At 58.6% G+C, this 26,355-nt stretch carries 23 protein-coding genes; 18 read left to right on the plus strand and 5 right to left on the minus strand.

Annotated features, from left to right (window positions below):
- Positions 1-34: 34 nt before the first annotated feature.
- Positions 35-292 carry a phenol hydroxylase subunit gene (locus tag ABNF92_RS09390; RefSeq protein ID WP_136630688.1) on the minus strand — a complete coding sequence of 86 codons (258 nt, stop codon included), beginning with the start codon at positions 290-292 and terminating at the stop codon, positions 35-37.
- Between the two features lie 370 nt (positions 293-662).
- Here ABNF92_RS09390 and ABNF92_RS09395 point away from each other — a divergent pair, with 370 nt between their 5' ends.
- From ABNF92_RS09395 to ABNF92_RS09420, 6 genes are all read left to right on the plus strand, one after another.
- Positions 663-2,366: a sigma 54-interacting transcriptional regulator gene (locus tag ABNF92_RS09395; RefSeq protein ID WP_349343990.1), complete on the plus strand. Its 1,704-nt coding sequence runs from the start codon at positions 663-665 to the stop codon at positions 2,364-2,366.
- Between the two features lie 259 nt (positions 2,367-2,625).
- A complete protein-coding gene (locus ABNF92_RS09400) occupies positions 2,626-3,624 on the plus strand; it encodes a YCF48-related protein (protein ID WP_083231746.1) in 999 nt (332 codons plus the stop codon).
- Positions 3,625-3,626: 2 nt separating this feature from the next.
- Positions 3,627-6,092, plus strand: a complete 2,466-nt coding sequence (locus ABNF92_RS09405; RefSeq protein ID WP_349343991.1) for an MMPL family transporter — start codon at positions 3,627-3,629, stop codon at positions 6,090-6,092.
- A gap of 41 nt (positions 6,093-6,133) precedes the next feature.
- On the plus strand, positions 6,134-8,050 hold the full coding sequence (locus ABNF92_RS09410; RefSeq protein ID WP_349343992.1) for a DUF1302 family protein: 1,917 nt from the start codon (positions 6,134-6,136) through the stop codon (positions 8,048-8,050).
- A 15-nt stretch (positions 8,051-8,065) separates the two neighbouring features.
- On the plus strand, positions 8,066-9,394 hold the full coding sequence (locus tag ABNF92_RS09415; RefSeq protein ID WP_349343993.1) for a DUF1329 domain-containing protein: 1,329 nt from the start codon (positions 8,066-8,068) through the stop codon (positions 9,392-9,394).
- A gap of 74 nt (positions 9,395-9,468) precedes the next feature.
- Entirely contained in the window at positions 9,469-10,065 is a 597-nt protein-coding gene (locus tag ABNF92_RS09420; RefSeq protein WP_291905459.1) for an antibiotic biosynthesis monooxygenase, read from the plus strand.
- Between the two features lie 76 nt (positions 10,066-10,141).
- Here the strand turns inward: ABNF92_RS09420 and ABNF92_RS09425 are convergent, their stop codons facing one another.
- Positions 10,142-11,254, minus strand: coding sequence for an S-(hydroxymethyl)glutathione dehydrogenase/class III alcohol dehydrogenase (locus ABNF92_RS09425; RefSeq protein WP_069182658.1), 1,113 nt, complete (start codon positions 11,252-11,254; stop codon positions 10,142-10,144).
- Positions 11,255-11,369: 115 nt separating this feature from the next.
- Here ABNF92_RS09425 and ABNF92_RS09430 point away from each other — a divergent pair, with 115 nt between their 5' ends.
- The 12 genes from ABNF92_RS09430 to ABNF92_RS09485 all read left to right on the plus strand — a co-directional run bounded on the left by ABNF92_RS09430 (position 11,370) and on the right by ABNF92_RS09485 (position 22,253).
- Complete coding sequence (locus ABNF92_RS09430) at positions 11,370-11,957, plus strand: TetR family transcriptional regulator C-terminal domain-containing protein (protein WP_349343994.1); 588 nt, start codon at positions 11,370-11,372, stop codon at positions 11,955-11,957.
- Between the two features lie 69 nt (positions 11,958-12,026).
- The gene (locus ABNF92_RS09435) at positions 12,027-13,148 is read left to right on the plus strand and encodes an alkene reductase (RefSeq protein ID WP_305965552.1); all 1,122 of its coding nucleotides are present in this window, start codon (positions 12,027-12,029) and stop codon (positions 13,146-13,148) included.
- Between the two features lie 31 nt (positions 13,149-13,179).
- A complete protein-coding gene (locus tag ABNF92_RS09440; RefSeq protein ID WP_069182655.1) occupies positions 13,180-13,929 on the plus strand; it encodes an SDR family oxidoreductase in 750 nt (249 codons plus the stop codon).
- Between the two features lie 215 nt (positions 13,930-14,144).
- The gene (locus ABNF92_RS09445) at positions 14,145-15,473 is read left to right on the plus strand and encodes a DASH family cryptochrome (protein ID WP_349343995.1); all 1,329 of its coding nucleotides are present in this window, start codon (positions 14,145-14,147) and stop codon (positions 15,471-15,473) included.
- An 11-nt stretch (positions 15,474-15,484) separates the two neighbouring features.
- A complete protein-coding gene (locus ABNF92_RS09450; RefSeq protein WP_349343996.1) occupies positions 15,485-15,985 on the plus strand; it encodes a DUF6231 family protein in 501 nt (166 codons plus the stop codon).
- The gene (locus tag ABNF92_RS09455) at positions 15,976-17,637 is read left to right on the plus strand and encodes an NAD(P)/FAD-dependent oxidoreductase (RefSeq protein ID WP_349343997.1); all 1,662 of its coding nucleotides are present in this window, start codon (positions 15,976-15,978) and stop codon (positions 17,635-17,637) included. Before ABNF92_RS09450 ends, ABNF92_RS09455 begins: the two co-directional genes overlap by 10 nt.
- Before the next feature lie 6 nt (positions 17,638-17,643).
- Positions 17,644-18,237 (plus strand): tRNA-uridine aminocarboxypropyltransferase, encoded by a 594-nt coding sequence (locus ABNF92_RS09460; protein WP_349343998.1) that lies wholly within the window; start codon positions 17,644-17,646, stop codon positions 18,235-18,237.
- A 72-nt stretch (positions 18,238-18,309) separates the two neighbouring features.
- The gene (locus tag ABNF92_RS09465; RefSeq protein ID WP_069182651.1) at positions 18,310-18,567 is read left to right on the plus strand and encodes a TIGR03643 family protein; all 258 of its coding nucleotides are present in this window, start codon (positions 18,310-18,312) and stop codon (positions 18,565-18,567) included.
- A 74-nt stretch (positions 18,568-18,641) separates the two neighbouring features.
- Positions 18,642-19,061: a YkvA family protein gene (locus ABNF92_RS09470; protein ID WP_069182650.1), complete on the plus strand. Its 420-nt coding sequence runs from the start codon at positions 18,642-18,644 to the stop codon at positions 19,059-19,061.
- 69 nt (positions 19,062-19,130) lie between these two features.
- A complete protein-coding gene (pomA, locus tag ABNF92_RS09475) occupies positions 19,131-19,901 on the plus strand; it encodes a flagellar motor protein PomA (protein ID WP_069182649.1) in 771 nt (256 codons plus the stop codon).
- A 2-nt stretch (positions 19,902-19,903) separates the two neighbouring features.
- A complete protein-coding gene (locus ABNF92_RS09480; protein WP_069182648.1) occupies positions 19,904-20,821 on the plus strand; it encodes a flagellar motor protein MotB in 918 nt (305 codons plus the stop codon).
- 223 nt (positions 20,822-21,044) lie between these two features.
- A complete protein-coding gene (locus ABNF92_RS09485) occupies positions 21,045-22,253 on the plus strand; it encodes an ammonium transporter (RefSeq protein WP_069182647.1) in 1,209 nt (402 codons plus the stop codon).
- Between the two features lie 11 nt (positions 22,254-22,264).
- Here ABNF92_RS09485 and ABNF92_RS09490 read toward each other — a convergent pair whose 3' ends face one another.
- The 3 genes from ABNF92_RS09490 to ABNF92_RS09500 are packed head-to-tail and all read right to left on the minus strand — an operon-like array spanning position 22,265 to position 26,305.
- Entirely contained in the window at positions 22,265-23,347 is a 1,083-nt protein-coding gene (locus tag ABNF92_RS09490) for a lipocalin-like domain-containing protein (protein WP_349343999.1), read from the minus strand.
- Positions 23,344-25,614, minus strand: coding sequence for an FtsX-like permease family protein (locus tag ABNF92_RS09495; protein ID WP_349344000.1), 2,271 nt, complete (start codon positions 25,612-25,614; stop codon positions 23,344-23,346). The genes ABNF92_RS09490 and ABNF92_RS09495 overlap by 4 nt, the downstream gene beginning before the upstream one ends.
- A gap of 7 nt (positions 25,615-25,621) precedes the next feature.
- A complete protein-coding gene (locus ABNF92_RS09500) occupies positions 25,622-26,305 on the minus strand; it encodes an ABC transporter ATP-binding protein (protein WP_349344001.1) in 684 nt (227 codons plus the stop codon).
- Between the last annotated feature and the right edge of the window lie 50 nt (positions 26,306-26,355).

Here is a 26,355-nt window from a genome sequence, read left to right on the forward strand (position 1 = left end):
TTTTGTGGAACAGAACGTTGATGGATGTTGCTCATTAACGCTGGCCGCGCTCCCCGAACCGCCACTTGACCATGTCTTCGTCGATTTGGCGGATCATGTCGGAGTCCATGTGGACCACGTTGTTGTGCTTGCAGAAGATTTCGAACGCCTCCCTGGGTAGAACCAGTTCGACGAACAGCTCCGGGTGACCGATGGCAAAGTCGAATTCCACGAATTTGTCGCCCGGCTCGCTGCGAACCCGGATATAGCGGGTCATCTCGTCAAAGGATTTGGCTCGTGTCTCGCTGGTCATGATTTGCACCACTGGGTTTGTTGTTGTCTGGGAGGGGACGAGCAACGCGTGTGCCAAACCCGTCAAAAAGCCGAGCGCAAATATCCATCCAACTGTTTTTTCAAACAGTTATCAGTCATTCGAAATGAATCAGCGTGAATAGTTCTTGGAGAATACCTGCTGCTTCCGCGGCTATCTTTTTACTAAATGATCAATTTCCCCCGCCCGAATAACCAAATGCTGAGACGCTCTGATCTCGCCCTGCTGCAAGCAGTTTTTTATCATTTGGTTGATTTGTGACATCGATCAGGTATTAACTATTTAAGCGAAATGCCAACAGGCTCTCCGAAAAGAGCAGTCCCCGCCGACAACAACAAAAGGGGTGAACACCATGGCTGCAAGCTACAAGCCACAGCTGAGTTATTCAGACTTCAGGGATCTCAAGGACCAGATCCAGTTTCAATCCACGGAGGGCAAAATCTGGTTTGGCGAACAGCGTATGCTGTTGATGAATCTCAGTTCATTGGCAGCATTCCGTCGCGAGATCGTTAATAGCATGGGCATTGAGAGAGCCAAGGGATTCTTCCTAAGGCTTGGCTATCTCTCTGGGCTCAAGGATGCTGAGCTGGCCCGCAAGCTGAGGCCTCATTGCAGTGAGCTGGATATTTTTCTGGCCGGTCCGCAACTTCACTCGCTGAAGGGTATGGTGAAAGTCGTTCCCCTGGAGATCGATCTGGACCAGGAAACCGGAGATTTTTACGGACGCCTTGAATGGATCGACTCCTGGGAAGTGGAGATCTGCAAGACCGAGCTGGGTCTTATGAAAGAACCGGCCTGCTGGGTACTGCTGGGGTATGCCTGCGCCTATACCTCATCGTTCATGGGCCGGGAAATCATCTTCCGGGAAGTCAGCTGCCGGGGCTGTGGCGATGAAAAATGCATGATCGAGGGTAAACCTGCGGAGCAATGGAAGGACGGGAAAGAGTTCTCCCGCTACTTCAAAGCGGATCCGATCATCGAAGAGCTTTACGATCGTCAGGCACAATTAAACTCCTTGCGAAGCTCCTTTCAGCGGCAAGAAGGCCAGTATTACGGCATTGGCCAGTCCGCAGCCTATAACAAGGTGTGCCGGATGATTGACAAGGCCGCACAGGGAAAGGTGTCGGTACTTCTCCTGGGCGAGACAGGCGTCGGCAAGGAAGTAATAGCTCGCAGCGTCCATTTGCGAAGCGCAAGGGCTGATGGGCCCTTCATCGCCGTGAATTGCGCGGCCATTCCGCCGGATCTGATTGAGGCGGAACTTTTCGGCGTTGAAAAAGGCGCCTACACGGGTGCGAACCAGTCGAGAGAAGGGCGTTTCGAACGCGCCAACGGTGGAACCATCTTTCTGGACGAGGTTGTGGAGCTCACTCCCCGAGCCCAGGCCACCCTGCTCAGAGTATTACAGGAAAGTGAACTTGAAAGAGTGGGCGACAATCGCACCCGAAAGGTCAACGTTCGAGTGATCGCCGCCACCAACGAGAGCCTTGAACAGGCGGTCGAGGACGGCCGTTTCAGAGCCGACCTGTTTTATCGCCTGAACGTTTTCCCGGTAAAAATCCCACCGTTGCGGGAACGACTTGAAGATTTGCCTTTGCTGGCTGGCCACTTCCTGGAGAAGTTCCACGCCCAGTATGAAAAACGCACTCTGGGGTTATCGGACAAAGCCCTGGCGCTGTGCATGAACTATCAGTGGCCGGGCAATATACGGGAGCTTGAGAATGTCATCGAGCGCGGTGTCATCCTAACTGACAACAACGAATCCATCAGTCAGGATGCCCTGTTCGTCTCGCCTCCTCCATCGGAGCCAATGCCCATAGAACGAATCGATGCAGACGGTAATGTCTGCGTCGGCCAGGCTGCCGGCAAGGAGGAAAGCTGGTCTGATCATATCATCAACAGCGGAATCAGCCTGGAGGAAGTGGAAGAAACGCTGATGCGGCAGGCCATGGAACAGGCGAATCAGAATGTCTCAGGGGCTGCTCGAATTCTGGGGCTGACCCGTCCCGCTCTCGCCTATCGCCTTAAAAAAACTGGCATTCTCGATGAAAGCTGATTCTTCAAAGAGTATCTGCGACATGGAAGTTGCACCTCCTTCACACCGACTATGACGAAATGGACAACCCAGCCCAGCGCTTGATCATTTGATAAAAATCAACGCTGTGATCCCACGTTATCGAAAATCAAAACCTGCCAAGCACAAAGCATTTTTAATCTTATTTTCAAAAGCTTAGATCGTTTAAATCCGTTCTGGCACAGCCGTTGCTGAACCACCGTCAGTCGCTTTTCCACAAAAACAAAGACGGTGACATAACATGCCATACCCCATGGAATATCCTCGCGGCAAAGTTCCAGTCACGCTCGCTCTTGCGAGTGCGTCCGCGCTGCTGACCGGTTGCGAGGCGCCGCTGAATCTTGAAGCGGTACGACAACAGTCCCAGCAAGCCATTCAGCGAACCGATTTTTTCCAGTCCGTCGCCCGGAACGATCAAATTGTCGCCATCGCCGGCAACAACGGCGCGTTGCTTGTGAGCGAGAACGGCGGTTCGGACTGGCAACGGGTCCCGGTGCAAACCACCGAGAGTTTTCTTTCCCTTGATGCCTGCCCGGACGGCAGTTTCATCGCCCTGACCTTCAACAATCAGCTCTGGCACGGGAACCCTGCCGGTACCCAGTGGACTGCCCATGAGCTTCCGAGCCAGGAGCAGATGATGACCGCCGATTGCGCGCCCGACGGCACCTGGTGGGCGGGCGGCAGTTTCACCACGCTGCAGAGCTCATCGGATCAGGGTACGACCTGGCAGGAAACTTCCCTGAATGAGGACGCCATTCTGACCAACCTCCAGTTCCTCGATCCGGAAACGGCACTTGCGACCGGAGAATATGGCCTGGTTCTGAAAACCCTGGATGGTGGCGAGACCTGGGATTACGCCGGCTATCTACCGGACGAATTCTATCCCCATGCAGCTTACTTCGAATCAGCAGACGAAGGCTGGGTTGGTGGCCTGAACGGTTTTATCTACCACACCACCGACGGCGGAGAAACCTGGGACCGCCAGCCTACCGACACCAGCATGCCGGTGTTTGGCTTCGTCAAGGCCGGCAATGCCCTGTTTGCCCTGGGTGATAACGCCACGGTTCTGGCGTTGTCCGGAGGCAGCTGGACAGGTCTTGAAACACCCAACCAGCCCCTTTACCTGCGCGACGGCGTGGTTCTCGCAGACAACCAGCTCCTGGTAGCCGGAGGCCGCGGTCTGCTCCTTCAACTCGACATTCCCGTGGCCTCAGTGGCCAGCAACAACCGAGGTAACTGATCATGGCCGGACTGCACAGATTCACGCACTTCCTGCACCAGCTGGAACTCTGGATTTTCAGGAATCCTCGGAAGGTCCTGTCGCTGATCGCCATCCTGACGCTGTTTTTCGTGCTACGGATTCCGGGGCTGAAAATCTTCACGGACTTCGCCGATCTGTTGCCCCAGCAGCATCCTTACATCGAGCTGCACAACAGCATCAAGGACGATTTTGGCGGCGCCAACGTTCTGGTGGTCGGTGTTGAATTCGCCGAAGGCGACATCTTTTCCAATGAGAACCTGGCAACCATCGACCGGGTAACACAGGCGGTCGATAACCTGCCCGGCGTGAACCACAACCTGGTTGCGAGCGTTACGCACCGCAATTCCCGGGAGATCTGGCTGACTGAAGTAGGCAGCATTAACTCCGAGCCCTACTACGACTCCACCCGAGGCGAGTATTCCGAACAGGCCCTGAGTGAAATGAAGGCTGCAGTGGCCGCAAACCCAAGAGTCTATGGGCCTCTGGTGTCTCCGGATTTCAGAATGGCTCTAGTCAAAGCACAATTGATCGAAGGCAAGCTCGACTACGAGAAGACATTCGCGCAACTGCAGCAGCTCCGCGAGCAGGAGGCCGGTGACGACGTCACCATCTACGCCACAGGCCAGCCCGTACTTGTTGGCTGGGCCTACACCTACATGGACCAGATTCTGCAGATCTTCATCTTCACCGTTCTGGCCATGCTGGCACTGCTGGTTTTCCATTTCCGCAAAGCCTATGGGGTGCTGATTCCCCTGGGCGGCGTTCTGATCTCCACGATCTGGGGCCTTGGGATCATCAGCCTGCTCGGGTACAACCTGGACCCGCTCGGGCTGGTCATCCCCTTTTTGATTGCTGCCCGGGCCATGAGCCACGGTGTTCAGCTGGTAGAACGTTATTACGCAGAAACCCGCGAGCTGGGCGAGGGCCCAAAGGCCGCCAAGGCTACCTTTGACAGCCTGTTCCGCCCCGGCTCCCTGGGCGTGGTGTCCGATGCCATCGGCCTGTCACTGATCGCCATCGGCTCGATTCCCCTGAACACCCACCTGGGGATCTATGCCTCTCTCTGGGCAATCACCGTTGTATTTACGGTTCTGATCGGTGTTCCCCTGCTGCTTTCGATCCTGCCCACACCAAAGAATGCCGAGATGCGCGAGACCGCCCTGCGCTATATCGGCAGCAGCTGCTCACGAACCGTGACTCGCCCCGGACGGGCAAAAATTGTACTGGCAGCGGCGGCAGTCTTGATGGGTGCCGGCGTCCTTGCGGCGTCCAACGTCCAGATCGGCGACTCCGAACCCGGTTCTCCGATCCTGTACCCGGACCACGATTACAACATCTCCTCCCGCGTGGTGAATGACCGCTTCCCCGGTTCCGAGGAGCTGTATGTGATCGCCGAAACCGACGAGAAAGGCGGCCTCAAGCGGCCGGAAGTGCTCAAGGCGCTGTCGGACTTCCAGGCGCACATGCTCACCGATCCCGGTGTTGGCGGATCCAAAGGTCTGCCCGACCTGGTGAAGCAGGTAAACCGGCTGATGCATAACGACGATCCACGCTGGTACCAGATTCCCCACGACCAGCGCTATGTGGGCGGACTGATGTTCACCTACATGGCATCAAGCCCGATTCCCGGCGCGCTGGATGAGTTCAATGATACCGACGACCGTGTCGCCAATCTGGTGTTCTTCTACAAGGACCGCCAGGGCGAAACCATCCGCCGGGCCATTCACATGGCCAAGGAATGGATCGCCGAAAACGGTGACAGCGTCGAGGGACTGACCATCCGGCTGGCCGGCGGAACGCTCGGCGTTGCCGCAGCCATGAACGAATCGGCGTTCGACACCAACATGATCGTGCTGCCGCTAGTGTTCCTGCTCATTTTCGCCTTCGTGATGCTGTTTTATACCTCCTGGCACGCCGGCCTGATGATGCTGTTGGCAATGCTGTTCGCCACCACCCTGACCTATGCCTACATGGGCCTGTACGGACTCAGTATCGACATCAATACCGTGCCCGTGATTGCCGTCGGCATAGGCGTCGGCATTGATTACTCCATCTACATGATGGATCGCATACGCGAGGAGATGGCCAAGTGTGGCGAGCTGCGCGAAGCGGTACGCCGGGCCATCGCCACTACCGGCATGGCCATCAGTTTCACCGCGCTCACCCTGATGGCCGGCATCATCATGTGGGTAATTTTCTCTGACCTGCGCTTCCAGTCCGACGCCGCCATGCTGCTTTGCGTGATGATCGTCATCAACGGCATCGCCGCCATGCTGCTGGTGCCCTCCTGGGTGCTGGTGTTCAAGCCCCGCTTCATTACCAACGTCTACGCAGACGAAGACGGCATTCTCCATGCCGACCGTCAACGTCCAGAACCGACTCCATCACCGGCCAGCAACCGTCAGGACGGTGAAGGATACGTAGCCGGAGCAACGTCCCGGGCCTGACCCGGGGCAAGGCTCCATAACAACCCAAACGAGGATCTGCCATGCAAACAAAAATAAAAGGCCTGAGTCTGTGGTGCGCTGTATTCTCCAGCACCACTGCGCTCACCCTGGCTGCGCTGCCCGGCACTGTTGCCGCGGAGGATACCAGGATCAATGGCTTCTATGAGAACGCAACCTACGCACGTGACGGAGTGGGGCTCTCCAAATTCCGGAACACCATTCAGCTCGAGGGGGAAAAACGGATAGGGAACGTGGGCATTTTCAGCAATGTCTCCGTAAACGGCACGCTTCGCGGTACTTACGACGGTGTCTACGACCTCAATGATGACGAATACGGCAGTGAAGCCGGCGGGCCGATTCAGCTCCAGGACATTGCCCAGGGCTCGGTTCCTCACGGAGGCGGTATTGCGCCCACACCGCTCTTCGGTTTCGACATCAATGAGAACCCCAACGACGGCATGGTAGTTCTCGGCGAGCACCTGCATGATCAGGACAACGGCGTTGCTTTTGGCGTACCCGTACGTCCCTGTGACGTCGACAGCCGCGGCTGTATCGATGACTACCTCGACAAGGACGAAGATGAGCTGCGTTTCCAGGAGTTCAATGACCGTCTGGATTTCATCCGGGAACTCTATGTTGATTTCGATCTTAACTTCGACAGTGGCAACGTACTCAGCACCCGTCTGGGTAAACAGCAGGTCATCTGGGGCCGCACCGATCTGTTCCGGGTCCTGGATGTGATCAACCCGGTGGACTATTCCCGCAACAACATCTACGACGAGCTGGAAGATATCCGGATTCCCATGTGGATCCTGAAAACGGACTACCGTATGGGCCCGACGGAAGTGTTCGAAGGCTTTGCCTTTGACGACCTGAACTTCCAGGTGGTGTGGAACTTCGACGAGTTCCGTCCCCACGACATCGGCCAGTGCGGCCAGCCCAACGTGATCCTCGACGCCGGCTGTTTCTTCCGGGGCATGAACAACCTCTGGGAAAATGGCAGCACCGTGGCCAACTTTGCAGGCGCCACACCCGATGGTGGTCTGGCCACCGACTTCGGCCCCGGCCAGATCGGTATCCGCCGCGCCAATATGCCGAGCTGGAAGCTGTCCAATACCCAGCTGGGCCTGAAACTGGAAGGTGTCTATGGCGACCTGGGTTTCTCCCTGAACGCCCTGACCTACCGTTCCCAGTTGCCCTCGCTTCGTGGCGGCATTCCAGCCCAGAACCCGTTTGACGGTACGACAGACGTTTATCCGTCTCTGATCGCCTTTGATATCCACTTCCCGCGGGTCAACCTGGTGGGTGGCTCCCTGGACTACTACTCCCAAGGCATCGATACCGTGTTCCGGTTCGAGACCGCCTACACCTCTGGCGAGGAGTTCGCCAACACCCTGCGCGAGAGGCTCTACTCCGAGTCTGACGTGGCACGTTACGTTATTGGCGCAGACAAGAACGTGTTCATTCCCTTCCTGAACGAAAACCAGTCGTTCCTGTTCTCCGGCCAGATTTTCGGCCAGCACATTCTTGATCATGAGCGTGAGCAGAGAACCTATGGTGAGGCCGGCATTCCGGACTGGGAGCACAACTGGATTGGCACCCTGCTGATTCAGGGCTTCTACATGAACAACCGTCTGATTCCGAAACTGATCACCGCCCACGACTTCCGCGCCCAGGCCACCACACTGGCCCCGAGTGTCGACTGGATCGTGACGGACCGGTTCAAGGTCTCCGCCGGCGCGAACGTGAAAGTCGGGGACGGTGCCCGCAAATTCGACGACTGCCGATCCTGTAACCCTTGGGATCCGTTCACCCAAACACCGGGTGTGGTCAATCACCAACCAGGTGAGTCCGCGGGCGTTGGTGGCTTTGAGCCCCTCGGCCGCTTCAAGTCCGGTCCGATCGGTATGGCGCAGGAAGAAGACGAAGTCCAACTGACCGTTCGCTACAGCTTCTGATCACGAGGTACCATCATGAGAAACAGAACAATGAACACCTTCAAACGCACACTGCTCGCGGGCTGCACCGTGAGCTTCCTAGCCACCACCGCGTTCGCGGACGAGGCGGTGATTACCGAGTCTTTTTATCCCTACAAGACCGAAACTCCAAGCTTCGAAGGTCTTGAGCCGGGCATGGTCATCAACCAGACCAATGTCGCCCAATTCAAGGACATTATCGATCCGGCCTTCTACGGCTTTATCGAACAGGGCTGGACCACCATCGTTGTAGGCGAAACCACCTCATTCGACCTGCACCCGAGCTACGTGGAGGCTACCCGGGTGGCCATGGATCAGGTAACCCTCGGTGATCAGGTGGGTGAGATCAACGGCTGGCAGGCCGGCCGGCCCTTCCCGGAAGAGCCGAGTGCCGAAGATCCTCGTGCCGGTGAGAAGCTCGCCTGGAACTACAAGTACGGCTACAACTGGGGCGACAGCGCCGCTATCTCTCCGTTCTACTGGAAGTACCGTGACATGAACTCGGGCGACGTGGAGCGGACCATCAAGTTCAACTTCCACTTCCTCAACTACAAGGGTCGGGTGAACCAGGAACCCACGCCGGAAATCACTCCGAACCCCTCCGACCTGTTCCGGGCCATCTACGTGCAGGTGCTGGACCCTGCCGATGTGCGCGATACCCAGCTGCTGATCCATCGTGCCGCAGACGACCTGAAGCGTGACAACAGCTGGCTTTATCTGGGTTTCCAGCGCCGGGTACGTCGTCTGGCCACCGGCCAGGTCACCGATGCGTTCCTGGGCTCCGACCTGATGATCGAGGACTTCGAAGGCTACAACGGCAGGATTTCCGACATGGATTGGACCTACAAGGGTACCCGTTACATGCTGATGCCGTTCTACAACCACAATGAGCTCAAGCTGGACTCTGAAACCCACAGTGACAGCGACGGCTACCAGGTGGTTGCCTTCAGCGGCCAGGGCGGATGCTTCCCGGATATCACCTGGCAGCTTCGCAAGGTCTATGAGGTCGAGTCTGTGCCGGTCGATGAGAGCCATCCGCTGTCCAAGCGCGTGCACTTTATGGACGCGCAGACCTTCACCATTCCCCGCACCGTGTCTTATGACCGTAAAGGCAGCCTCTGGAAGACCTTCACCATTGGTCAGGCCCATCCGGACTATCACCTGGCCAAGAACAAGGGCACGGGTGTTTCCATCGACGACAGCTTCAGCATGATCGACGTGCAGGCCAGCCACTGCACCACCGGCCAGTTCAAGGGCCAGGTGGATCCTGAAATGTCGCCGCCCAATATGTTCAACGTTCAGTACCTGCGCGCCACGGGCAGTTAACCGGGCATCATTGTTGCTCCTCTTTCGGGCCCGCTTCGGCGGGCCCCTTTTTTGGACTATGGGGGATATCGAACATGACCGATAATCAGTCTGCCATTGGCGAACAGGATTCAACGGCGCCCCTCACCGTAGTTGTTTCGCGGAGGGTCAGGAAGGGCCAGCAAGAAGCGTTTGAGGCGTTAAGTAGCCAGATGACCGAGCGGGCGTCCCGTTTTCCAGGTTACCTGGGCACGGCCATGTTCCGGCCAGCTTCCCCTGACGATCCCGAGTACCGGATTGTCTTCAAGTTCCGGGACCGGGAAACCCTGACCGCCTGGGAGGAATCGGAAGAACGCGCCGAGCTGCTGGAACAGATCGAAAGCCTGCTGGTGCAGCCCAGCGAACGGGAAGTCACCTCCGGCATCGTGACCTGGTTCACCCTGCCCGGCCAGAACCCGGTGCAACCACCACCCAAATGGAAGATGACTATTGTCAGTTGGCTGGCACTTTACCCCGCTGTGACCCTGGTGTTCGTCATTTTCGGAGACCTGCTGGCCCAGGTGCCACTCTTGCTGCGGACGATGATCGTCACAATCGTGGTGATGGGGTTAATGAGTTATGTGTTGATGCCCAGAATGACGAAATGGTTCGCCTTCTGGTTGTTTCCCCGACAGAAGGGACCCTCCCGTTGAGCGAACGATTCATGGATGCCTGACAAGAGCAAAGTCAGGGAGCAAGCCAGGCCGCGCTGACCCGCTCCCGACCGACTCAGAAATGAATAACCGACCGGATGCTCTTACCCTCGTGCATCAAGTCAAACGCCTTGTTAATGTCTTCCAGCGGCATGTTGTGGGTAATGAACACATCCAGCGGAATCTCGCCCTTTTCGGCTTTTTCCACGTAGCCCGGCAACTCGGTACGGCCTTTCACGCCGCCAAACGCTGAGCCTTTCCAGACCCGGCCGGTGACCAGCTGGAACGGACGGGTGCTGATTTCCTCGCCGGCGCCGGCGACGCCGATGATGACGGATTCGCCCCACCCCTTGTGGCAGCACTCCAGGGCGGCGCGCATCACCTTGACGTTACCGATACACTCGAAGGAATAGTCCACGCCGCCGTCGGTCATTTCAACGATCACTTCCTGGATCGGCTTGTCGTAGTCGTTGGGATTGACCACATCGGTCGCACCCAGCTGTTTGGCGATGTCGAACTTCCCAGGGTTGATGTCGATGGCAATGATGCGACTGGCCTTGGCCATGGTGGCACCGATGATAGCCGCCAGGCCGATACCACCCAGGCCGAAGATGGCTACCGTTGCCCCTTCTTCCACCTTGGCCGTGTTCATCACCGCACCGATGCCGGTGGTCACGCCGCAACCGAGCAGACACACCTTCTCAAGGGGCGCTTCCTTGGGAATCTTGGCCAGGGAGATCTCGGGCAACACGGTGTACTCGGAGAAGGTGGAGCAACCCATGTAGTGGTACAGCGGCTTGCCCTGGTAGGAGAAGCGGGAGGTGCCGTCCGGCATCACGCCCTTGCCCTGGGTGGCCCGAACGGCGCCGCACAGGTTGGTCTTGCCGGAGGTGCAGAACTTGCACTCGCCACACTCGGCGGTGTAAAGCGGAATCACGTGGTCACCCACTTCCAGGTTTTTCACGCCCGGGCCCACGGCCTCCACAATACCACCGCCTTCGTGGCCGAGGATGGTCGGGAACAGGCCTTCCGGGTCGGCGCCCGACAGGGTGTAGGCATCAGTATGGCAGACGCCGGTGGCAACGATGCGCACCAGCACTTCACCTTTTTGCGGCGGGGCGACATCCACTTCAACGATTTCCAGCGGCTTGTTGGCTTCAAAGGCCACCGCGGCACGGGATTTGATCACTGGCATGCTCCTCTGGTTCTGTCAGGAATCTCGGGCATTGCTGATTCCCTTTGTATGATGAATTGACAGATTGACGGTTTGACGATTACTAGACGACTGGTCTACTATAGCAGATATGACGTCAACCGACACCCGCACTCACATTATTCACACCGGCGCCGACCTGATCGGCCATAAAGGCTTTGGTGCGACAGGCATCAACGCCGTGCTGACCGCAGCTGGCGTACCCAAGGGGTCGTTCTACCACTACTTTAGCAGCAAGAATGATTTCGGCCTGGCGGTCATTGATACCTTCGCGGAGGAATACGACGCCAAACTGGATCGGATTCTCAATGACACCAGCCGCTCCTGGGTCGACCGGCTGCGCGCCTACTTCGACACCGGCTTTGAAACCATGACCAGCTGCGAGTACACCCGGGGCTGTCTGATCGGCAACCTGGGCCAGGAACTGGCGGGACAGAACGAAGCCTTCCGGCAGAGGCTGGACTCGGTCTTCGCCAGCTGGGAAAGACGCTTTGAGCATTGCATCCGTGCTGCCCAGCAGGCCGGAGACATCAGCGCCGACATCGACGCGGCAGACGCCGCCAGTTTTCTTCTGTCCGGCTGGGAAGGCGCCATCCTGCGTTCGAAGGTCCTCAAGTCCACCGAACCCATGGAGAGGTTCGTGCGAGTCTTTTTCAAACACTGCCTGAACATCGGCTGAAATTTTTTTCGATTGCCGACTAGTAGACTGGTCTAATTAATATCATTTGATCCTGAAGGAGGATGCCCGATGAGCAACCAGAACGATCCACTTTTTCAACCGCACCATCTGGGCGAACTGGCCCTGCCCAACCGGATTCTGATGTCACCACTGACACGTTCCCGCTCAAGCCAGCCCGGGGATATCCCCAACGACATGAACGCCCGCTACTATCAGCAGCGGGCCAGCGCTGGCCTGATTCTCAGTGAAGCCACCCAGGTTTCGCCGCAAGGCAAGGGCTATGCCTTTACCCCCGGCATTCATTCGCAGGAACAGATTGAAGGCTGGAAGAAGGTAACCGGGGCGGTGCACATGGCCGGCGGCCGAATTCACATGCAACTGTGGCACGTGGGCCGGATATCCCATCCGGACCTGCAACCGAACGGTGAAAAGCCCGTTGCGCCTTCTGCCATCAAGCCCGAAGGTGCCAAGACCTTCATCAGTGCCAACTCCGGCATGGTGGATATCCCGGAGCCCCGGGCCCTGGAAACCGCGGAAATGACCGACATTGTCGAGCAGTACCGCCAGGGTGCGCTGAACGCAAAAGAAGCCGGCTTTGACGGCGTTGAAGTCCATGCGGCCAACGGCTATCTGCTGGACCAGTTCATCAAGAGCGGCAGTAACCATCGCACTGACGAATACGGTGGCTCGGTGGAAAACCGTCTGCGCCTGCCATTGATGGTCGTCGAAGCGGTTATCGACGTCTGGGGCAAGGACAAGGTCGGCGTCCGCGTCAGCCCCACGGGTAGTTTCAATGCCATGGACGACGACAACCCGGCCGAAACCTTCGGTACCTTCGCCCGGCACCTGAACGACCTGGGCATTGCCTACATCGAAGTGGTGGAAGACTCCTTCCAGGGCAATCACGCGAACGGCCGCCCGGAAGAAGTCATCGACGCGATCCGCGCCGGCTTCAAGGGCACCTACATTGCCAATGGCGCCTACACCGCCGACGAGGCCCGAAAGCGTATCGACGAAGGCCGGTGCGATCTGGTCACCTTCGGCCGCCCGTTTATCGCCAACCCGGATCTGCCGGAGCGCTTCCGCCAGAACGCGCCCCTGAACGACTGGGACGACAGCACCTTCTATGGCGGTGATGAACACGGTTACACCGACTACCCGACACTGATAGAACTCGAAAAAAGCGCCTGAACAGCGCTTTTATTCCCAAAGGAGACAAACCATGAGCAACACCAATGACCCGATCAACAGCAAAGTAGTGATTATTACCGGCGCCAGCAGTGGTCTCGGTGAAGCCACGGCCCGCCGCCTGGCAGACCGGGGCGCCAAGCTGGTACTCGCAGCACGCCGGGAGGACCGCCTGAAAGACCTGACGGAAGATCTCAAATCCCGGGGCGCCGAAGCCATCTGGCAGGTCACCGACGTGACCGACCGCAATCAGGTTGAGTCTCTGGCCGCCGCGGCAAAAGAGGCGTTTGGCAGGATCGATGTGCTGGTCAACAACGCCGGGCTGATGCCCCTGGCACCGCTGGACGCCCTCAAGGTTGATGAGTGGGAACAGATGGTAGACGTCAACATCAAGGGCGTGATGTATGGTATCGCCGCTGTACTGCCGACCATGCGGGAACAGCACAGCGGGCACATCCTCAACCTGTCGTCGGTCGCCGGGCACAAGGTCTTCCCCGGTGCCGCCGTCTACTGCGCCACCAAATATGCGGTGAAGGCGCTGTCCGAAGGCGTTCGTATGGAAGGCGGCGACGAGATCCGCAGCACCAACATCTCGCCGGGTGCCGTCGCCACCGAGCTCACCAGCACCATCACTGATCCCGACGCGAAAAAGGCGGCGGATGAGCTCTACGAAGTCGCCATTGATTCCGATGCCGTGGCCCGGGCAGTTGTCTATGCCATCGAGCAGCCGGCGGATGTCGATATCAATGAAATCATCCTGCGGCCGACGGCTCAGGAGCTGTAGAACTTCTCTCGATCCTCGAACCCTGCACCATGCTGCCCCGCAAGGGCAGCGTTGGTGCAAGAGATCCACGGCCAGTCTCATCAAAATCCTCGAAAGATCACCACCTACCTGCGAAGTTCCCACGCACATCACATATCATTGTTGCGCCCCCAAAAACTTTTCCGAATCTGGTACGTATCTGAAGGGTTGAATCAAAAGGCCAAGGAGCATCAACCTTGCATACGCTTTACTGGTTTACCCGGGATCTTCGCCTGCACGACAACGCCGCGTTGCTGGCGGCCTCGAAGTCCGACGTGCTTTTATGTGTCTACGTTGTTGATCCCCGCTGGTTCGCACCGGGGCCACTGCAAAGCAAAGCCATGGGCGATCATCGCTGGCGCTTCCTCTGGCAGAGCCTGATGGCGCTGGAGCGAACCCTGCGGACGCTTGGCCAGCGCCTGCATATTGCCTATGGCGAGCCGGAAGCCGTGGTCCCCGAGCTGGTGCATGCCCACCGTATTGCCCGGGTTGTCCGGTCGCGGTTGCCGGGCACCCGGGAAGCTGGCCAGTGGCGCGCGATCAAGGACAAACTGCCACAGACCCTGTTCCAGCAATTCGAAACCCTGAGCCTGTTTACCGAGGGCTCCCTGCCCATGACCCTGCAGGATCTGCCGGACACCTTTTCCCAGTTCCGCAAGCAGGTTGAGAAAACCGGAGAACGCTGTACCGAGCGTTTGCGTATCCGCACTCTGACAGCCCTGCCTCCGCCACCAGGGTTCCCGGAGGACAATCGCGGCGACTGCCCGCCGATACCAGAGCCGATGCATCCATTGCAGTTTATGGGGGGTGAAACAGCCGGCGTGGAGCGGCTTCGGGAATTCCTGTACGGCAACCACAGCATTGACCGCTACAAGGAGACCCGCAACGCCCTGGACTCCTGGGACGCCTCCTCAAAATTCTCGCCCTGGCTGGCCAACGGCAGTCTCTCGGTTCGCGAAGTGGCGGAAACCATCACAGAGTACGAAGCCAGCGAGACCAAAAACGAATCCACCTATTGGCTCTGGTTCGAACTGCTCTGGCGGGAATACTTCTACTGGTACGCCCTGAAACACGGCGCCAACCTGTTCCGCCGGGATGGCGTCCAGCGCAAGCGTCGACACGGCACCTTCTATGGCCACCGTTTCAAGGCCTGGTGCCAGGGCAACACCGAATACCCAATCGTAAACGCGGCCATGAATCAGCTGCGTGAAACCGGTTACATGAGCAACCGGGCCCGGCAACTGGTGGCAAGCTGTTTCATCAACGAACTGGGCCTCGACTGGCGATACGGAGCGGCATGGTTTGAAGAGCAGTTGATCGACTATGATGTAGGGAGCAACTACGGCAACTGGCAGTACCTGGCTGGCGTGGGGGCGGACCCGAGAGGCCTGCGGCAATTCAATCTGGAAAAACAGACGCAGCAGTACGATCCCACCGGCACCTTCATTGACCGCTGGGGCGGACACGCGGAACAGCCCGTAGGTCTACACACAGTGGATGCGGCAGACTGGCCCTTGCAGCAATAAGGCGAACAGCCATGACGGATAGGAAGGACAACGGCAATTCGGCACGTGAGACCCTGGCTCGCATCATCGATACCAGCTCTCCCTCTACCTTGCTGAGTTGCGGCAACCTCGCGACCGAAGTCTCACGGATCTGGCAGAAACATCAGAAGGGCGTTGACGTTCACACACTGGACACCATCGACCCCAATGCCCACCTGTTCCTGGACCGGGTGGCAGACCTGGCCCTCGTTACCGAAACCCTCGAACACCTGCCCCATGACGAAGGCGCCCTTCTGCTGGGACAACTCAGGAACTATGGCACCCATCAGATTGCGGTTCTTGTGGGAGAGGCTCCCGACTGGGCGTTTACGGACTTCATCGGCCTTGGCTTCCGTCGCCATGCCGAACTGGAAAATGATAACGGTGCACTGACGCTGTACACCTACAATCTGGATACTTACAACCACAAGCGGGCCTGGAACAATCCAGAGAACTGGGCCAATCCGGAAATGTGGGGCAAAGCATGGTGGTAGAAAGCGCAGAAGTGAGCAGTCCGTCTTCCCGAAAACTCAAACCCAGTACGATCCGGATCGGTACCCGTTACCGGGCCAACCGACTGAAAGGCCCTTACGACGCCATTGTAATCGGCTCCGGCATTGGCGGCCTGACAACGGCCGCTTGCCTGGCCAAAGCCGGCAATAAGGTACTGGTCCTTGAACAGCATTACACTGCAGGAGGCTACACCCACAGCTACGCCCGCAACGGTTACGAGTGGGACGTGGGTGTTCACTATATTGGCGATATGGGCTCACCCCATACCCTGGGCCGGCGGCTGTTCGATTACATTACCGACGGCAAACTGGAATGGGCACCCATGGACGAGAATTACGACCGTTTCTTTCTGGGAGACAAGGTCGTGAATCTGCGCGCTGGGAAGGAGGGCCTGCGACTCTCCTTGCTGGATGCCTTCCCCGATGAAAAGGAGGCCATCGACCAGTATGTAAAACTGCTGGGCAAGGTGGCCGACGGCATGCAGTGGTATACGCTTTCCAAGCTTACACCCGGGCTTCTGAGCCCGCTCGTTCACAAAGGCCTGGATGTAGCCTTGCCGGATTACTTCAACAAGACCACCTGGGACGTTTTGAGCGAGCTGACCGACAACCAGGAACTGATCGGTGCCATCACCGGCCAGTGGGGAGATTGCGGCGTCACACCGAGGCAATCCAGCTTTATGGTTCATGCGCTGATCGCCAAGCACTACCTCTACGGCGGTTTCTATCCGGTAGGCGGTGCCTCGGAGATCGCAAAAACCATCATCCCCGTCATCCAGCAGCCCGGTGGTGAGGTATTCACCTACGCCGATGTGACTGACATCCTGGTCGAGAAGGGCAAGGCAACCGGCGTGCGCATGGCCGACGGTGAGGAAATCCGGGCACCAATGGTCATCAGCAACGCCGGGGTGATCAACACCTTTGAAAAATTGCTGCCGGCTGAGGCCGCAGAAAAAATCGGCTACAAGCGCAAACGCCGGCACATTATTCCCTCCATGCCCCATATCGGGCTCTACATCGGCCTGAAAGGAACTCCGGAAGCGCTCGGGCTGCCGCGCACCAATTTCTGGATCTACCCGAGCGCCGATCACGACAGCAACGTGCAACAGTTCCTGGATGATCCGGAAAACACCGAGTTTCCGGTGGTGTATATTTCCTTCCCGGCAGCCAAGGACCCGGACTACCAGAACCGCTGGCCTGGCACCTCCACCATCGAGATTGTCGCACCAACCACCTGGGAGATGTTCGAGCCCTGGCAGGACACTACCTGGGGCAAGCGCGGGGAAGACTATGAGGTCCTTAAGCAGAAAATTACCGACCAATTGCTGGAAGTGATGTACGAGAAACTCCCGCAGCTTCGGGGCAAAGTGGATTACGTGGAGACCTCCACGCCGCTGTCTACCGCCTGGTTCTGCCGCTATGGTCGGGGCGAGCTCTACGGTCTGGACCACAACCCTGAGCGCTTCGAACAGGACTGGCTGAAACCGAAAACCGACATTCCCGGGCTCTATCTCACCGGCCAGGACATCCTTACCTGCGGCGTGGTGGGCGCGATGATTGGTGGGCTGGTCAGCACCCTGGCCATCCAGGGCTGGCGCGGCGCCGGGTTGGCAAAACGTATTTTTGTGGGGTAACAGGCGTTGCCCAGGCCGATCTGTGCCGATTGCGGCATGCACCTGAATATCTGTGTCTGTGAAGCCTGTGCCCCGGTGCCGAACCGCACCCGGGTTTCGGTCCTTCAACACCCAACCGAGGTTGGTCACCCCAAGGGTACGGTGCGCATACTGGCCCAATGCCTCGCCAGAGTCGACGTGTTCCAGGGCGAGACGCCAGACGATTTTGACCAGGCCGGCTTCAATCCACACACAGAAGCCGGACATTCCGCACTGCTGTTCCCCGGTCCCGGCAGCGACACCCTCGAATGCGCAAACCTCCATGACATCCATCACTGGATCATTCTGGACGGAACCTGGCGTAAGGCCGCAAAGATCCTGCATCAGAATCCTGCCCTGGCGGCGCTGCCCCGCTTCCATTTGGCGGAACCTCCGGCGTCTGCCTACGCCATCCGAAAGGCCCCGGGCAAGCAACACCTGGCCACAGCAGAGGCGGTTGCCTATCTGCTGAACGTGGTCGAGCCGGGCCTGGATACCCGGCCCATTTCCAGAGCCGTGCGCTCACTGGTGGACAAACAGCTCGCCCAGATCCCGGCCCGGCTGCACAAGCATTATCAATAAACCGATGCGGGTGAGACGAGCGGCCGATGCGGACGTAATCTCCGGAAACCTGAACAAAACCGAGAGCACCCCATGTCCGCGCAATTCGACTCTGCAGACCTCTCCCGCATTATCGAGATGGCCTGGGAAGATCGCACCCCCTTCGAGGCCATCGAAGCCCTCTATGGCCTTCAGGAGAAAGACGTCATCCGCCTGATGCGACGTGAGCTCAAGCCTTCAAGCTTCCGGCTCTGGCGCAAGCGGGTAACCGGACGCAGCACCAAACACCGCCAGTTGCGGCCCGAAGGGGTGAGTCGGGGCTATTGCCCGACCCAGTACAAGCATCGGTAAGCATCGCACCATTGGCATTGCAGGCATGGCTGCGCGATCATGAACACTCAGGTAACAAGCAAGGAACCTACGCAATGGCAGTGTTCAACCAGAAAGATGCCCGGGAACAACTCGATGCCGAGGCCAGCAAGGTACACCGGTCCGACCTTGAGACTCTGCTTGAAAGACAACGCGCGATTGAAGAAAAGGTGAAGGGTAGCGGCAAGCTGGCACGCTTCAGCGGCGACATCAAGCTGATGTTTTCCATGATCCGCGACTACTGGTACGGCAATTACCGGAGCGTACCCTGGAAGACAATCGCGGCAGTGGCAGGGGCACTCCTGTACGTGCTGAATCCGCTGGATGTCATTCCCGACCTTCTGTTCGGCTTCGGATTTATCGACGATGCCGGCGTCGTGGCCCTGTGTCTGAAACTGGTAGAATCCGATCTGCTCCGCTACGCTGCGTGGAAGGAACATCAGGAAGAATCTGAAAACCGGGTCAGTGCGAATTGATTAATTTCTGAACTGACGGTATTCTCCCGCCCCTGCTGTAGGAACACCTGAATCAAATCTGGAGTTGTCGTGGATTTAGCCACTCTCATCGGTCTTGCCGGCGCTATTCTGCTGATTGCATCCGCCGTTATTCTTGGTGTTTCACCTTCTGTATTTATCAACCCTGCCTCATTGCTGATTGTCGTGGGTGGCACCATGTTCGTGGTGTTGGCCAAGTTCAGCGTCGCCCAGTTTCTTGGCGCCTTCAAAGCGGCCGCCCGGGCCTTCAAGTTCAAGCTGCCGGAAACCCAGGCCAGCATTGAAGAGTTGGTGGATATCGCCAACGTGGCCCGCAAAGAGGGCGTTCTTGGGCTGGAGGATAGAGAGATCAGCAGCCCGTTCCTGGCCCAGGGTATACAGATGCTGGTGGACGGTCAGGACGGCAAGACCATCAAGGAGCTCTTGAACAAGGAGCGCCTGATGACCCTCGACCACAACCGATCTGGCGCCAAGGTATTCACGGCCATGGCCGATGTGGCGCCGGCCATGGGCATGATCGGCACGCTGATTGGTCTGGTTCAGATGCTGTCGAACATGGAAGACCCGAAGTCCATCGGCCCGGCCATGGCGGTCGCACTGCTGACCACACTGTATGGCGCCATGATTGCCACCATGATCGCTACTCCGATTGCCGACAAGCTCTCCCTGCGGATGACCGAGGAAGCGCGTATGCAGTCGCTGTACATTGATGCCCTGGTGGCCATTCAGGAAGGCACCAATCCCCGGATCATCGAGCAGATGCTGTCGAGCTACCTGCCCCCCAAGGAACGCGAGAAAGCGGCTGCAGCTGAAGGCGCCTGACCATGGATGAATTGCCTGAAGAGGAAAAACCGGGGATTCCGGCGTGGGTAGTTACCTTCGCCGATCTCATGTCCCTGCTGATGTGCTTCTTCGTGTTGCTACTGTCTTTCTCGGAGATTGATGCCCAGAAGTTCAAGCAGATCGCCGGTGAACTCTCCAAAGCCTTCGGCGTGCAGCGGGATGTGCCGGCCCTGGAAATACCCAAGGGTACCAGCCCCATTTTCGACAAGTTTTCTCCCGCACCGCCCGAGCCCACCGTGGTCAACGAGGTCAAACAGACCACCACAGAGGAAGCCCCCGAGCTGCAGACCCTGAAAAGCCCGACCGACATGGCCGTGGAGGCTGCCATGGAAGAGCAGTTGCAGGAAACCATGGACGAAATCCTCAAGGTGCTGGAGCCGGCGATCGCCGATGGGCGCATCAATGTAAGCGAGGATCAGCGGCGGATCGTGATCCGGGTGGAAGAAAAAGGTTCGTTTCCCTCAGGTTCGGCTCAGCTGACCTGGGAATTTGAGGGCCTGTTGCTGGACATGGCCGAGGTTATTGAGGGCATCCCCGGCGACCTGACCATTGAGGGCCACACCGACAACGTGCCTATCCGTACCGACCGCTTCTACAGCAACTGGGATCTGTCGGCTGCCCGGGCCGCCGCGGTGGCCAACGTGCTGGTCGCCCGGGACCAGGTTGAACCCACGCGACTTTCCGTCACCGGACTGGCGGATACCGAACCCAGAGTTCCGAATAGCTCAGCAGAAAACCGGGCCAAGAACCGGCGCGTGGAAATCATCATTGATCTCTCCGGCCCGATGCAGGAACAGGAGGTTCGCCTCCGGGAACTGATCCAGTCCGAATCGGACGATGACCAGTCGGCACTCGGGATCGAATCCGACAGCTCGACATCAAACGAAATCAGCTGGTAAGCGCACTCTATTTTGGTGCGCCCGACACCAAAACGCACAATGCTAGTGCACTTTGGCTCTAAAACACGTCTCTCACATCTTTCCAGAACCACCCAACTGCCCTTCCGCGCTTGAAATGCATTATTTTGGAACAGCTCTTGCTTTAGCTGCACCTCATCAATGCACAACTCAACGTAAAGCGGCCCGCTAGAGGCCGGACACACAACATCAGGAGCGAAAACCCGTGGACATCACGAGTGCAGTACACACCCTGACTGAAAGCGCCAACACGCTGTTCATCCTCATCGGCGCCATTATGGTGCTGGCCATGCATGCCGGCTTTGCTTTTCTGGAAGTAGGCACCGTTCGCCACAAGAACCAGGTCAACGCCCTGGTGAAGATCATGACCGACTTTGGCATCTCTGCCGTGGCGTATTTCTTCATCGGCTACTACATTGCCTACGGCAGCCATTTCATGAGCGGTGCCGCCGAGCTGACCGCGGCCAACGGCTATGATCTGGTGAAGTTTTTCTTCCTGATGACCTTCGCCGCAGCCATTCCCGCGATTGTCTCCGGTGGTATCGCTGAACGGGCAAAGTTCTATCCGATGCTGATTGCCTCTGGCCTGATTGTCGCCTTTATCTACCCCTTCTTTGAGGGGCTGATCTGGAACGGCAACTATGGCTTCCAGGGCTGGCTGGAGAACCAGTTTGGTGCGTCCTTTCACGACTTCGCCGGCTCCGTTGTAGTGCATGCAGTGGGCGGCTGGATCGCCCTGGCGGCCGTTCTGGTCCTCGGTGCACGAAATGGTCGCTACCGTAATGGCAAGGTGGTGGCTTTTGCCCCCTCCAACATTCCCTTCCTGGCCCTGGGCGCCTGGATCCTGACCGTCGGCTGGTTTGGCTTCAACGTCATGTCCGCCCAGACCCTGGACGGCATCAGCGGCCTGGTCGCCGTAAACAGCCTTATGGCGATGGTAGGCGGCATCCTGGTGTCCATGCTGCTGGGCCGCAAGGACCCGGGCTTTATCCACAACGGCCCACTGGCCGGGCTGGTGGCCGTGTGTGCCGGCTCAGACCTGATGCATCCTGTAGGCGCCCTGGTAACGGGCGGTGTCGCCGGCGCTATCTTCGTGTATCTGTTCGAGTGGGCCCAGGCCAAGATAGAGCGCCTGGACGATGTCCTGGGTGTCTGGCCCCTGCACGGTGTCTGTGGTGTCTGGGGCGCGATTGCCTGCGGCATCTTTGGCCAGGAGGCGCTTGGTGGTCTCGGCGGCGTCAGCCTGATGTCCCAGATCATCGGCTCGGTGGCCGGCGTGGTGGTGGCCTTTGTGGGCGGTCTGATTGTCTATGGGGTTATCAACGCCATTTCCGGACTGCGTCTGACCGAAGAAGAAGAGTTCAACGGGGCGGACCTGAGCATCCACCGGATCGGGGCAACCGCGGTCGAATAAGCACTGAGTGTTCAGTCGCCGTAGCCGGTCAATTCCATGTAGCCCTCGCCAGAGTGGCTGCCGGCGACGGTGACAGGGCTTTCCCAATAAGGGTAAAGCCCGTCATTCAGGTAGTTTCCAGGGGGAGCCGAAATTTCAAGGCTCACCCCATAATCCGGAACCTCCAGACGCCAAAGGCGGGGAAAGCCCCGGGCGTCTGGTTCCTCCGGGCGAATGCGAAGCTGACTGGGCTGAAGCGCTACGGGCTCGCCATCCTCCGGAATCCAGGTTCCGGAACGAAAACCTCCGCCTTCTTCCCGAAGCTGGAAAGCCATCAATTTGTCACCCGACTCCAGGTGCAGCGCAAACCAGTCCCAGCCCTGCTGGCCAGATTTGAGAAACTGACTGCTCCACTCCCGGTCGAACCAGCCCTTGCCCGCAACCTCAAGTGTCTCATTACCCAGCGTGACCGTACCCTCGATGTGCAGGTCCACCAGACTGAAATACATCGAACCCTCACCATCAGCGGATTTGGCACTGAAGCCGTTATCACCGTGCGCAACAGGCTTGCCATTGATCGAGAGGGACAAATCGTAGGACCAGCCATCCGCCGCCACCTGCAAGAGCAATGACTCGCTTTCGGATGTTGCCTCAAGCTGCCAGTCGTCCAGCCAGACGACCAGTGGCTGCGCCTGTGCGCCGGCATGGCCGACATCACCCCGGGCCAACTTCTCTGCAAAGTAGTGCCGGGTATCAAAGCTCACCGCGGCATGGGCCATCCAGGCCGCTTCCAGGGGCCAGTCGGCTGCCTCCGGAGGTTCAGCATCTGCCGGCCTGGGCGTAATTGCCTGGCGGAACTGGGTCCATTGCAGGCCCAACGGCTCACCTTCTTCAGTCCTCAAATTGGCGGTCAGATACCACCATTCGATCCGGTGTTGCGGGTGCGGGCCGAAATCATCGGGAAATATCAGGCGGTCGCCCGGCCCGGGCTGAAGGAAGGGCACTTCGGCGTCGTTTTCTGCGACACCCGCCAGTCCGGCGAACCCTGCTTCTTGTTGTGACTCCGAACAACCGGCCAGAGCCACGATGGACAACATCAGTATCCAGCGTCTCATCGCTCACCTCCCGCCAGCGCGTTGGCGTTCACAGGGGCAACCGTCGGTGATTTCAACTGGCGCATCATCAGCAGGCCGATGCTAAGGCCAATCAGCAGACTCAACACCCCAAGCTCCAGCCAGAACCGGGGATAGACCGCCATGGGCAGGGACCAGCCAAACGCGATAGGATTAATGCGATGCACCAGAACCCACGTCAGCCAGATGCCAAGCGGCAGGGCCAGCAGGGTAATTGCAGCGGTCAACGACACTGACAGCCGGATCAGTTGGGCCGATGCTTGTCGCACGGATAGTCCCCAGACGACCAAAAGCCGGAAATACCAGGCCCGGGTGGAGAAGAAGACCCAGCCCATCATCAACAGGGCAATGGCCGCCAGTATCAGGGTCAGGGTAGTCATGGCCCGGGTCAGCAGGAAGGTCTGGTCAAAGATGGCCGTGGCGAGTTCTTCAATAGCCCGGTTGTCCCGGACCGTCAGCTCATCCACCTGCCATACCCGCTTTAATCCACCGGTCACTTCCTCGATGTCGAGATTTCCGGGCGATACCGACAGGCTCTGGAAACCGGTTGCGAAGTCTTCAGGAAGCACCGAAGGATGAATCAGGATTTCGCCAGCGGGGCGACCGTAGTCCGGGTAGGTGGCCAGCACGGGAAACTCGAACGAACCGCTTCCGAGGGTTACCTCCAGGGACTGGCCGACCTGTACATTCTGCCTGCGCGCCAGCTGTTCATTCACCATCACGCCCTGGCCATGCTGCAGTCGCTGCCAGGGCCGTGACGCTGACTCAAGCAACTGCCAACCGGTCACCAGTGGGCCTACAGGGCCGATGGCAAAGACGTCCACCTCTGTGCCTGCCTCATCCCCGTTGCCCGGCAAAGTTGCACGGCCGCGAATCACCCGGTGCCACAGGCCAGACGCTGCGAGTTCAGGTTGCTCAGCGAGCCAGTCCACCGCGAGGGTCGCATCCGCTGATTCAGGAACTTCGATGTAATAATCCGCCTCCAGTCTCTGCGCGAGCCATCGATCAAATGTACTTTCAAAGGTCGTCACCAGAGCCTGAACCGCCAGAACCATGGCCATGGCGAACTGCAGAGCGACCAATGGCAGTGCCAGACGCCGCGCCAGCACTGATACCTCCCGATGGCGCCAGCGGACCTGCAGATTCCGGTCGTGCCTGGACCGCCAATCCGCAAGCCAGGCAATCAGTCTCGGTGCAAGGATCCCGGCAGCCACAAACACGAGGGCCACGGCGATAAAAAGCCAGAGTAGATCCGTAACCCAGGCTGACAAGGCCAGGCCAGCTATAAGCACCAGCACCACCAAACCGCCGGACCGGCGGCTACTTCCAGCAAACGCTCGGGCCCATGGACGGAGAAAATCGGCCAGGCAAGCCACCAGAACCACCGCCAGCATGGTTGCAAGTGGGACCAGCCAGTTGCCACCCTGGCCCGCGTACAACGGTTGATCGAACAGCCCCTCAAGGGCCCGCCCGAATCCGCTACCCAGCCCGGTCGCCAGCCAGCGACCCAGCCAGATACCAGGCACAATACACAGCAGGGCCAACAACAGAATCTCCACGACCAGCAGCCGGTTGATTCGGGCTTGAGGGACGCCAAACCGGTGCAGCAAAGCGAAGCTGTCTCTACGTTGCGCCATCCCCAGCAGATACACGCTGCGAACCAGCAAGGCGGTAATCAGCAGAACCAGCACGCCCAGCGCGTCAAGATTCAGCAGAAAGCTGTCGCCCAGCTCTCCGGTATCCGGGCCAACCCGAAACGGCGCCAATCGATACCCTTCAGGAAGTGCCCCGTTAATGTGGGGATCGGAGATTAGCAACGTCAATCCACCTTCGTTCTTCCCGGCGAGTTCAGCCGCTTCACTGATATCAACAAAGGGACGACCATCCAGTTCACCCTGCCAGGGCGCCTCTTCGCTGTCGGGACTCTCAAAACATCCGGCCGCCAACGGGTCGATACCCACCACCCGACCGCCTTGCGGCGAAGGCACTTCCCACCAGGGCATCACGCAGAGCCCTGCTCGGCGCAGCTCGACAAAATCTTCCACAGTCAGGGGTTTACCGTCCTGGCGGGCAATCTGCTGGCGTTCGGCCACCGCCGATTCGCTCTGATCAAGACTGGCCCGGGCCTGGCTGGTGAGATGGTGCACGCCCGTCCACAGCATGGTGGCGAGCACAATCATGGCTGCCAGGGCCAGCAGCTGAAGCGGATGGCGGCGGTAATGACTGAACAGGGCGGCCAACAGGGTCATGGCGGGCTCAGGTTTGCGGCACGTGGCCAAGATCCAGATGCTGGCTGCAGCGGGCAGCCAGTTCCGGATCGTGGGTGGCGAGGATCAGTCCGCAGCCATGGCGGGCCTGCAATTCGAAAAGCTGCCCGATCACGGCCTCTGCCGTGTGCCGGTCCAGGCTGCCTGTGGGTTCGTCAGCAAGAATCAGGGCCGGCTTCATGGCAAACACCATGGCCAGTGCCGCGCGCTGGCGTTGTCCCCCGGACACCTGATCCGGGTATCGGTCGGCAAGCTCGCCGATCCCCAGGCGCTCGAGCCAGTCCTGACATCCATCCTCGGATTGGCCGGCAAGCCGGGCGCGAAAACGGACGTTGTCCAGCAAAGACAGGGCCGGCATCAGGTTGGCTTCCTGAAAGACTACCCCGATCTGCTGTCGGCGAAGAGTCCCCCAGCGAAGTTCAGACTTGCTCTCGGCCTCCGTTGACCGGGCACCAAACGTCTCGCCAAGCACCTGAACCACCCCTGAATCCGGTTTCTCCAGACCACAGAGTATGTTCAGCAAGGTACTCTTGCCGGATCCGGATCGACCGGTCAGCGCCAGTGACTGACCCCGTTCCAGATCCAGAGAGAGGCCCCTGAGCACGGGCACCGGTTCATTACCGCTGCGGAATTGCTTGTTCAGGCCACGGGCCGAAAGCAGAGAGTCCACCATAGTTTCCTTGTCTGACGAGTTGAGGCGACGGCTTTGCCCGGGTCAATCAG

The organism is Marinobacter sp. MMG032 (assembly GCF_040112695.1).
GTDB lineage: Bacteria > Pseudomonadota > Gammaproteobacteria > Pseudomonadales > Oleiphilaceae > Marinobacter > Marinobacter salsuginis.

Excerpts from the sequence above, each read along its gene's own strand:
- ABNF92_RS09390 (WP_136630688.1), bottom strand. The coding sequence starts at position 292 with ATGACCAGCGAGACACGAGCCAAATCCTTTGACGAGATGACCCGCTAT.
- ABNF92_RS09395 (WP_349343990.1), top strand. The coding sequence starts at position 663 with ATGGCTGCAAGCTACAAGCCACAGCTGAGTTATTCAGACTTCAGGGAT.
- ABNF92_RS09400 (WP_083231746.1), top strand. The coding sequence starts at position 2,626 with ATGCCATACCCCATGGAATATCCTCGCGGCAAAGTTCCAGTCACGCTC.
- ABNF92_RS09405 (WP_349343991.1), top strand. The coding sequence starts at position 3,627 with ATGGCCGGACTGCACAGATTCACGCACTTCCTGCACCAGCTGGAACTC.
- ABNF92_RS09410 (WP_349343992.1), top strand. The coding sequence starts at position 6,134 with ATGCAAACAAAAATAAAAGGCCTGAGTCTGTGGTGCGCTGTATTCTCC.
- ABNF92_RS09415 (WP_349343993.1), top strand. The coding sequence starts at position 8,066 with ATGAGAAACAGAACAATGAACACCTTCAAACGCACACTGCTCGCGGGC.
- ABNF92_RS09420 (WP_291905459.1), top strand. The coding sequence starts at position 9,469 with ATGACCGATAATCAGTCTGCCATTGGCGAACAGGATTCAACGGCGCCC.
- ABNF92_RS09430 (WP_349343994.1), top strand. The coding sequence starts at position 11,370 with ATGACGTCAACCGACACCCGCACTCACATTATTCACACCGGCGCCGAC.
- ABNF92_RS09435 (WP_305965552.1), top strand. The coding sequence starts at position 12,027 with ATGAGCAACCAGAACGATCCACTTTTTCAACCGCACCATCTGGGCGAA.
- ABNF92_RS09440 (WP_069182655.1), top strand. The coding sequence starts at position 13,180 with ATGAGCAACACCAATGACCCGATCAACAGCAAAGTAGTGATTATTACC.
- ABNF92_RS09450 (WP_349343996.1), top strand. The coding sequence starts at position 15,485 with ATGACGGATAGGAAGGACAACGGCAATTCGGCACGTGAGACCCTGGCT.
- ABNF92_RS09455 (WP_349343997.1), top strand. The coding sequence starts at position 15,976 with ATGGTGGTAGAAAGCGCAGAAGTGAGCAGTCCGTCTTCCCGAAAACTC.
- ABNF92_RS09465 (WP_069182651.1), top strand. The coding sequence starts at position 18,310 with ATGTCCGCGCAATTCGACTCTGCAGACCTCTCCCGCATTATCGAGATG.
- ABNF92_RS09470 (WP_069182650.1), top strand. The coding sequence starts at position 18,642 with ATGGCAGTGTTCAACCAGAAAGATGCCCGGGAACAACTCGATGCCGAG.
- ABNF92_RS09480 (WP_069182648.1), top strand. The coding sequence starts at position 19,904 with ATGGATGAATTGCCTGAAGAGGAAAAACCGGGGATTCCGGCGTGGGTA.
- ABNF92_RS09490 (WP_349343999.1), bottom strand. The coding sequence starts at position 23,347 with ATGAGACGCTGGATACTGATGTTGTCCATCGTGGCTCTGGCCGGTTGT.
- ABNF92_RS09495 (WP_349344000.1), bottom strand. The coding sequence starts at position 25,614 with ATGACCCTGTTGGCCGCCCTGTTCAGTCATTACCGCCGCCATCCGCTT.
- ABNF92_RS09500 (WP_349344001.1), bottom strand. The coding sequence starts at position 26,305 with ATGGTGGACTCTCTGCTTTCGGCCCGTGGCCTGAACAAGCAATTCCGC.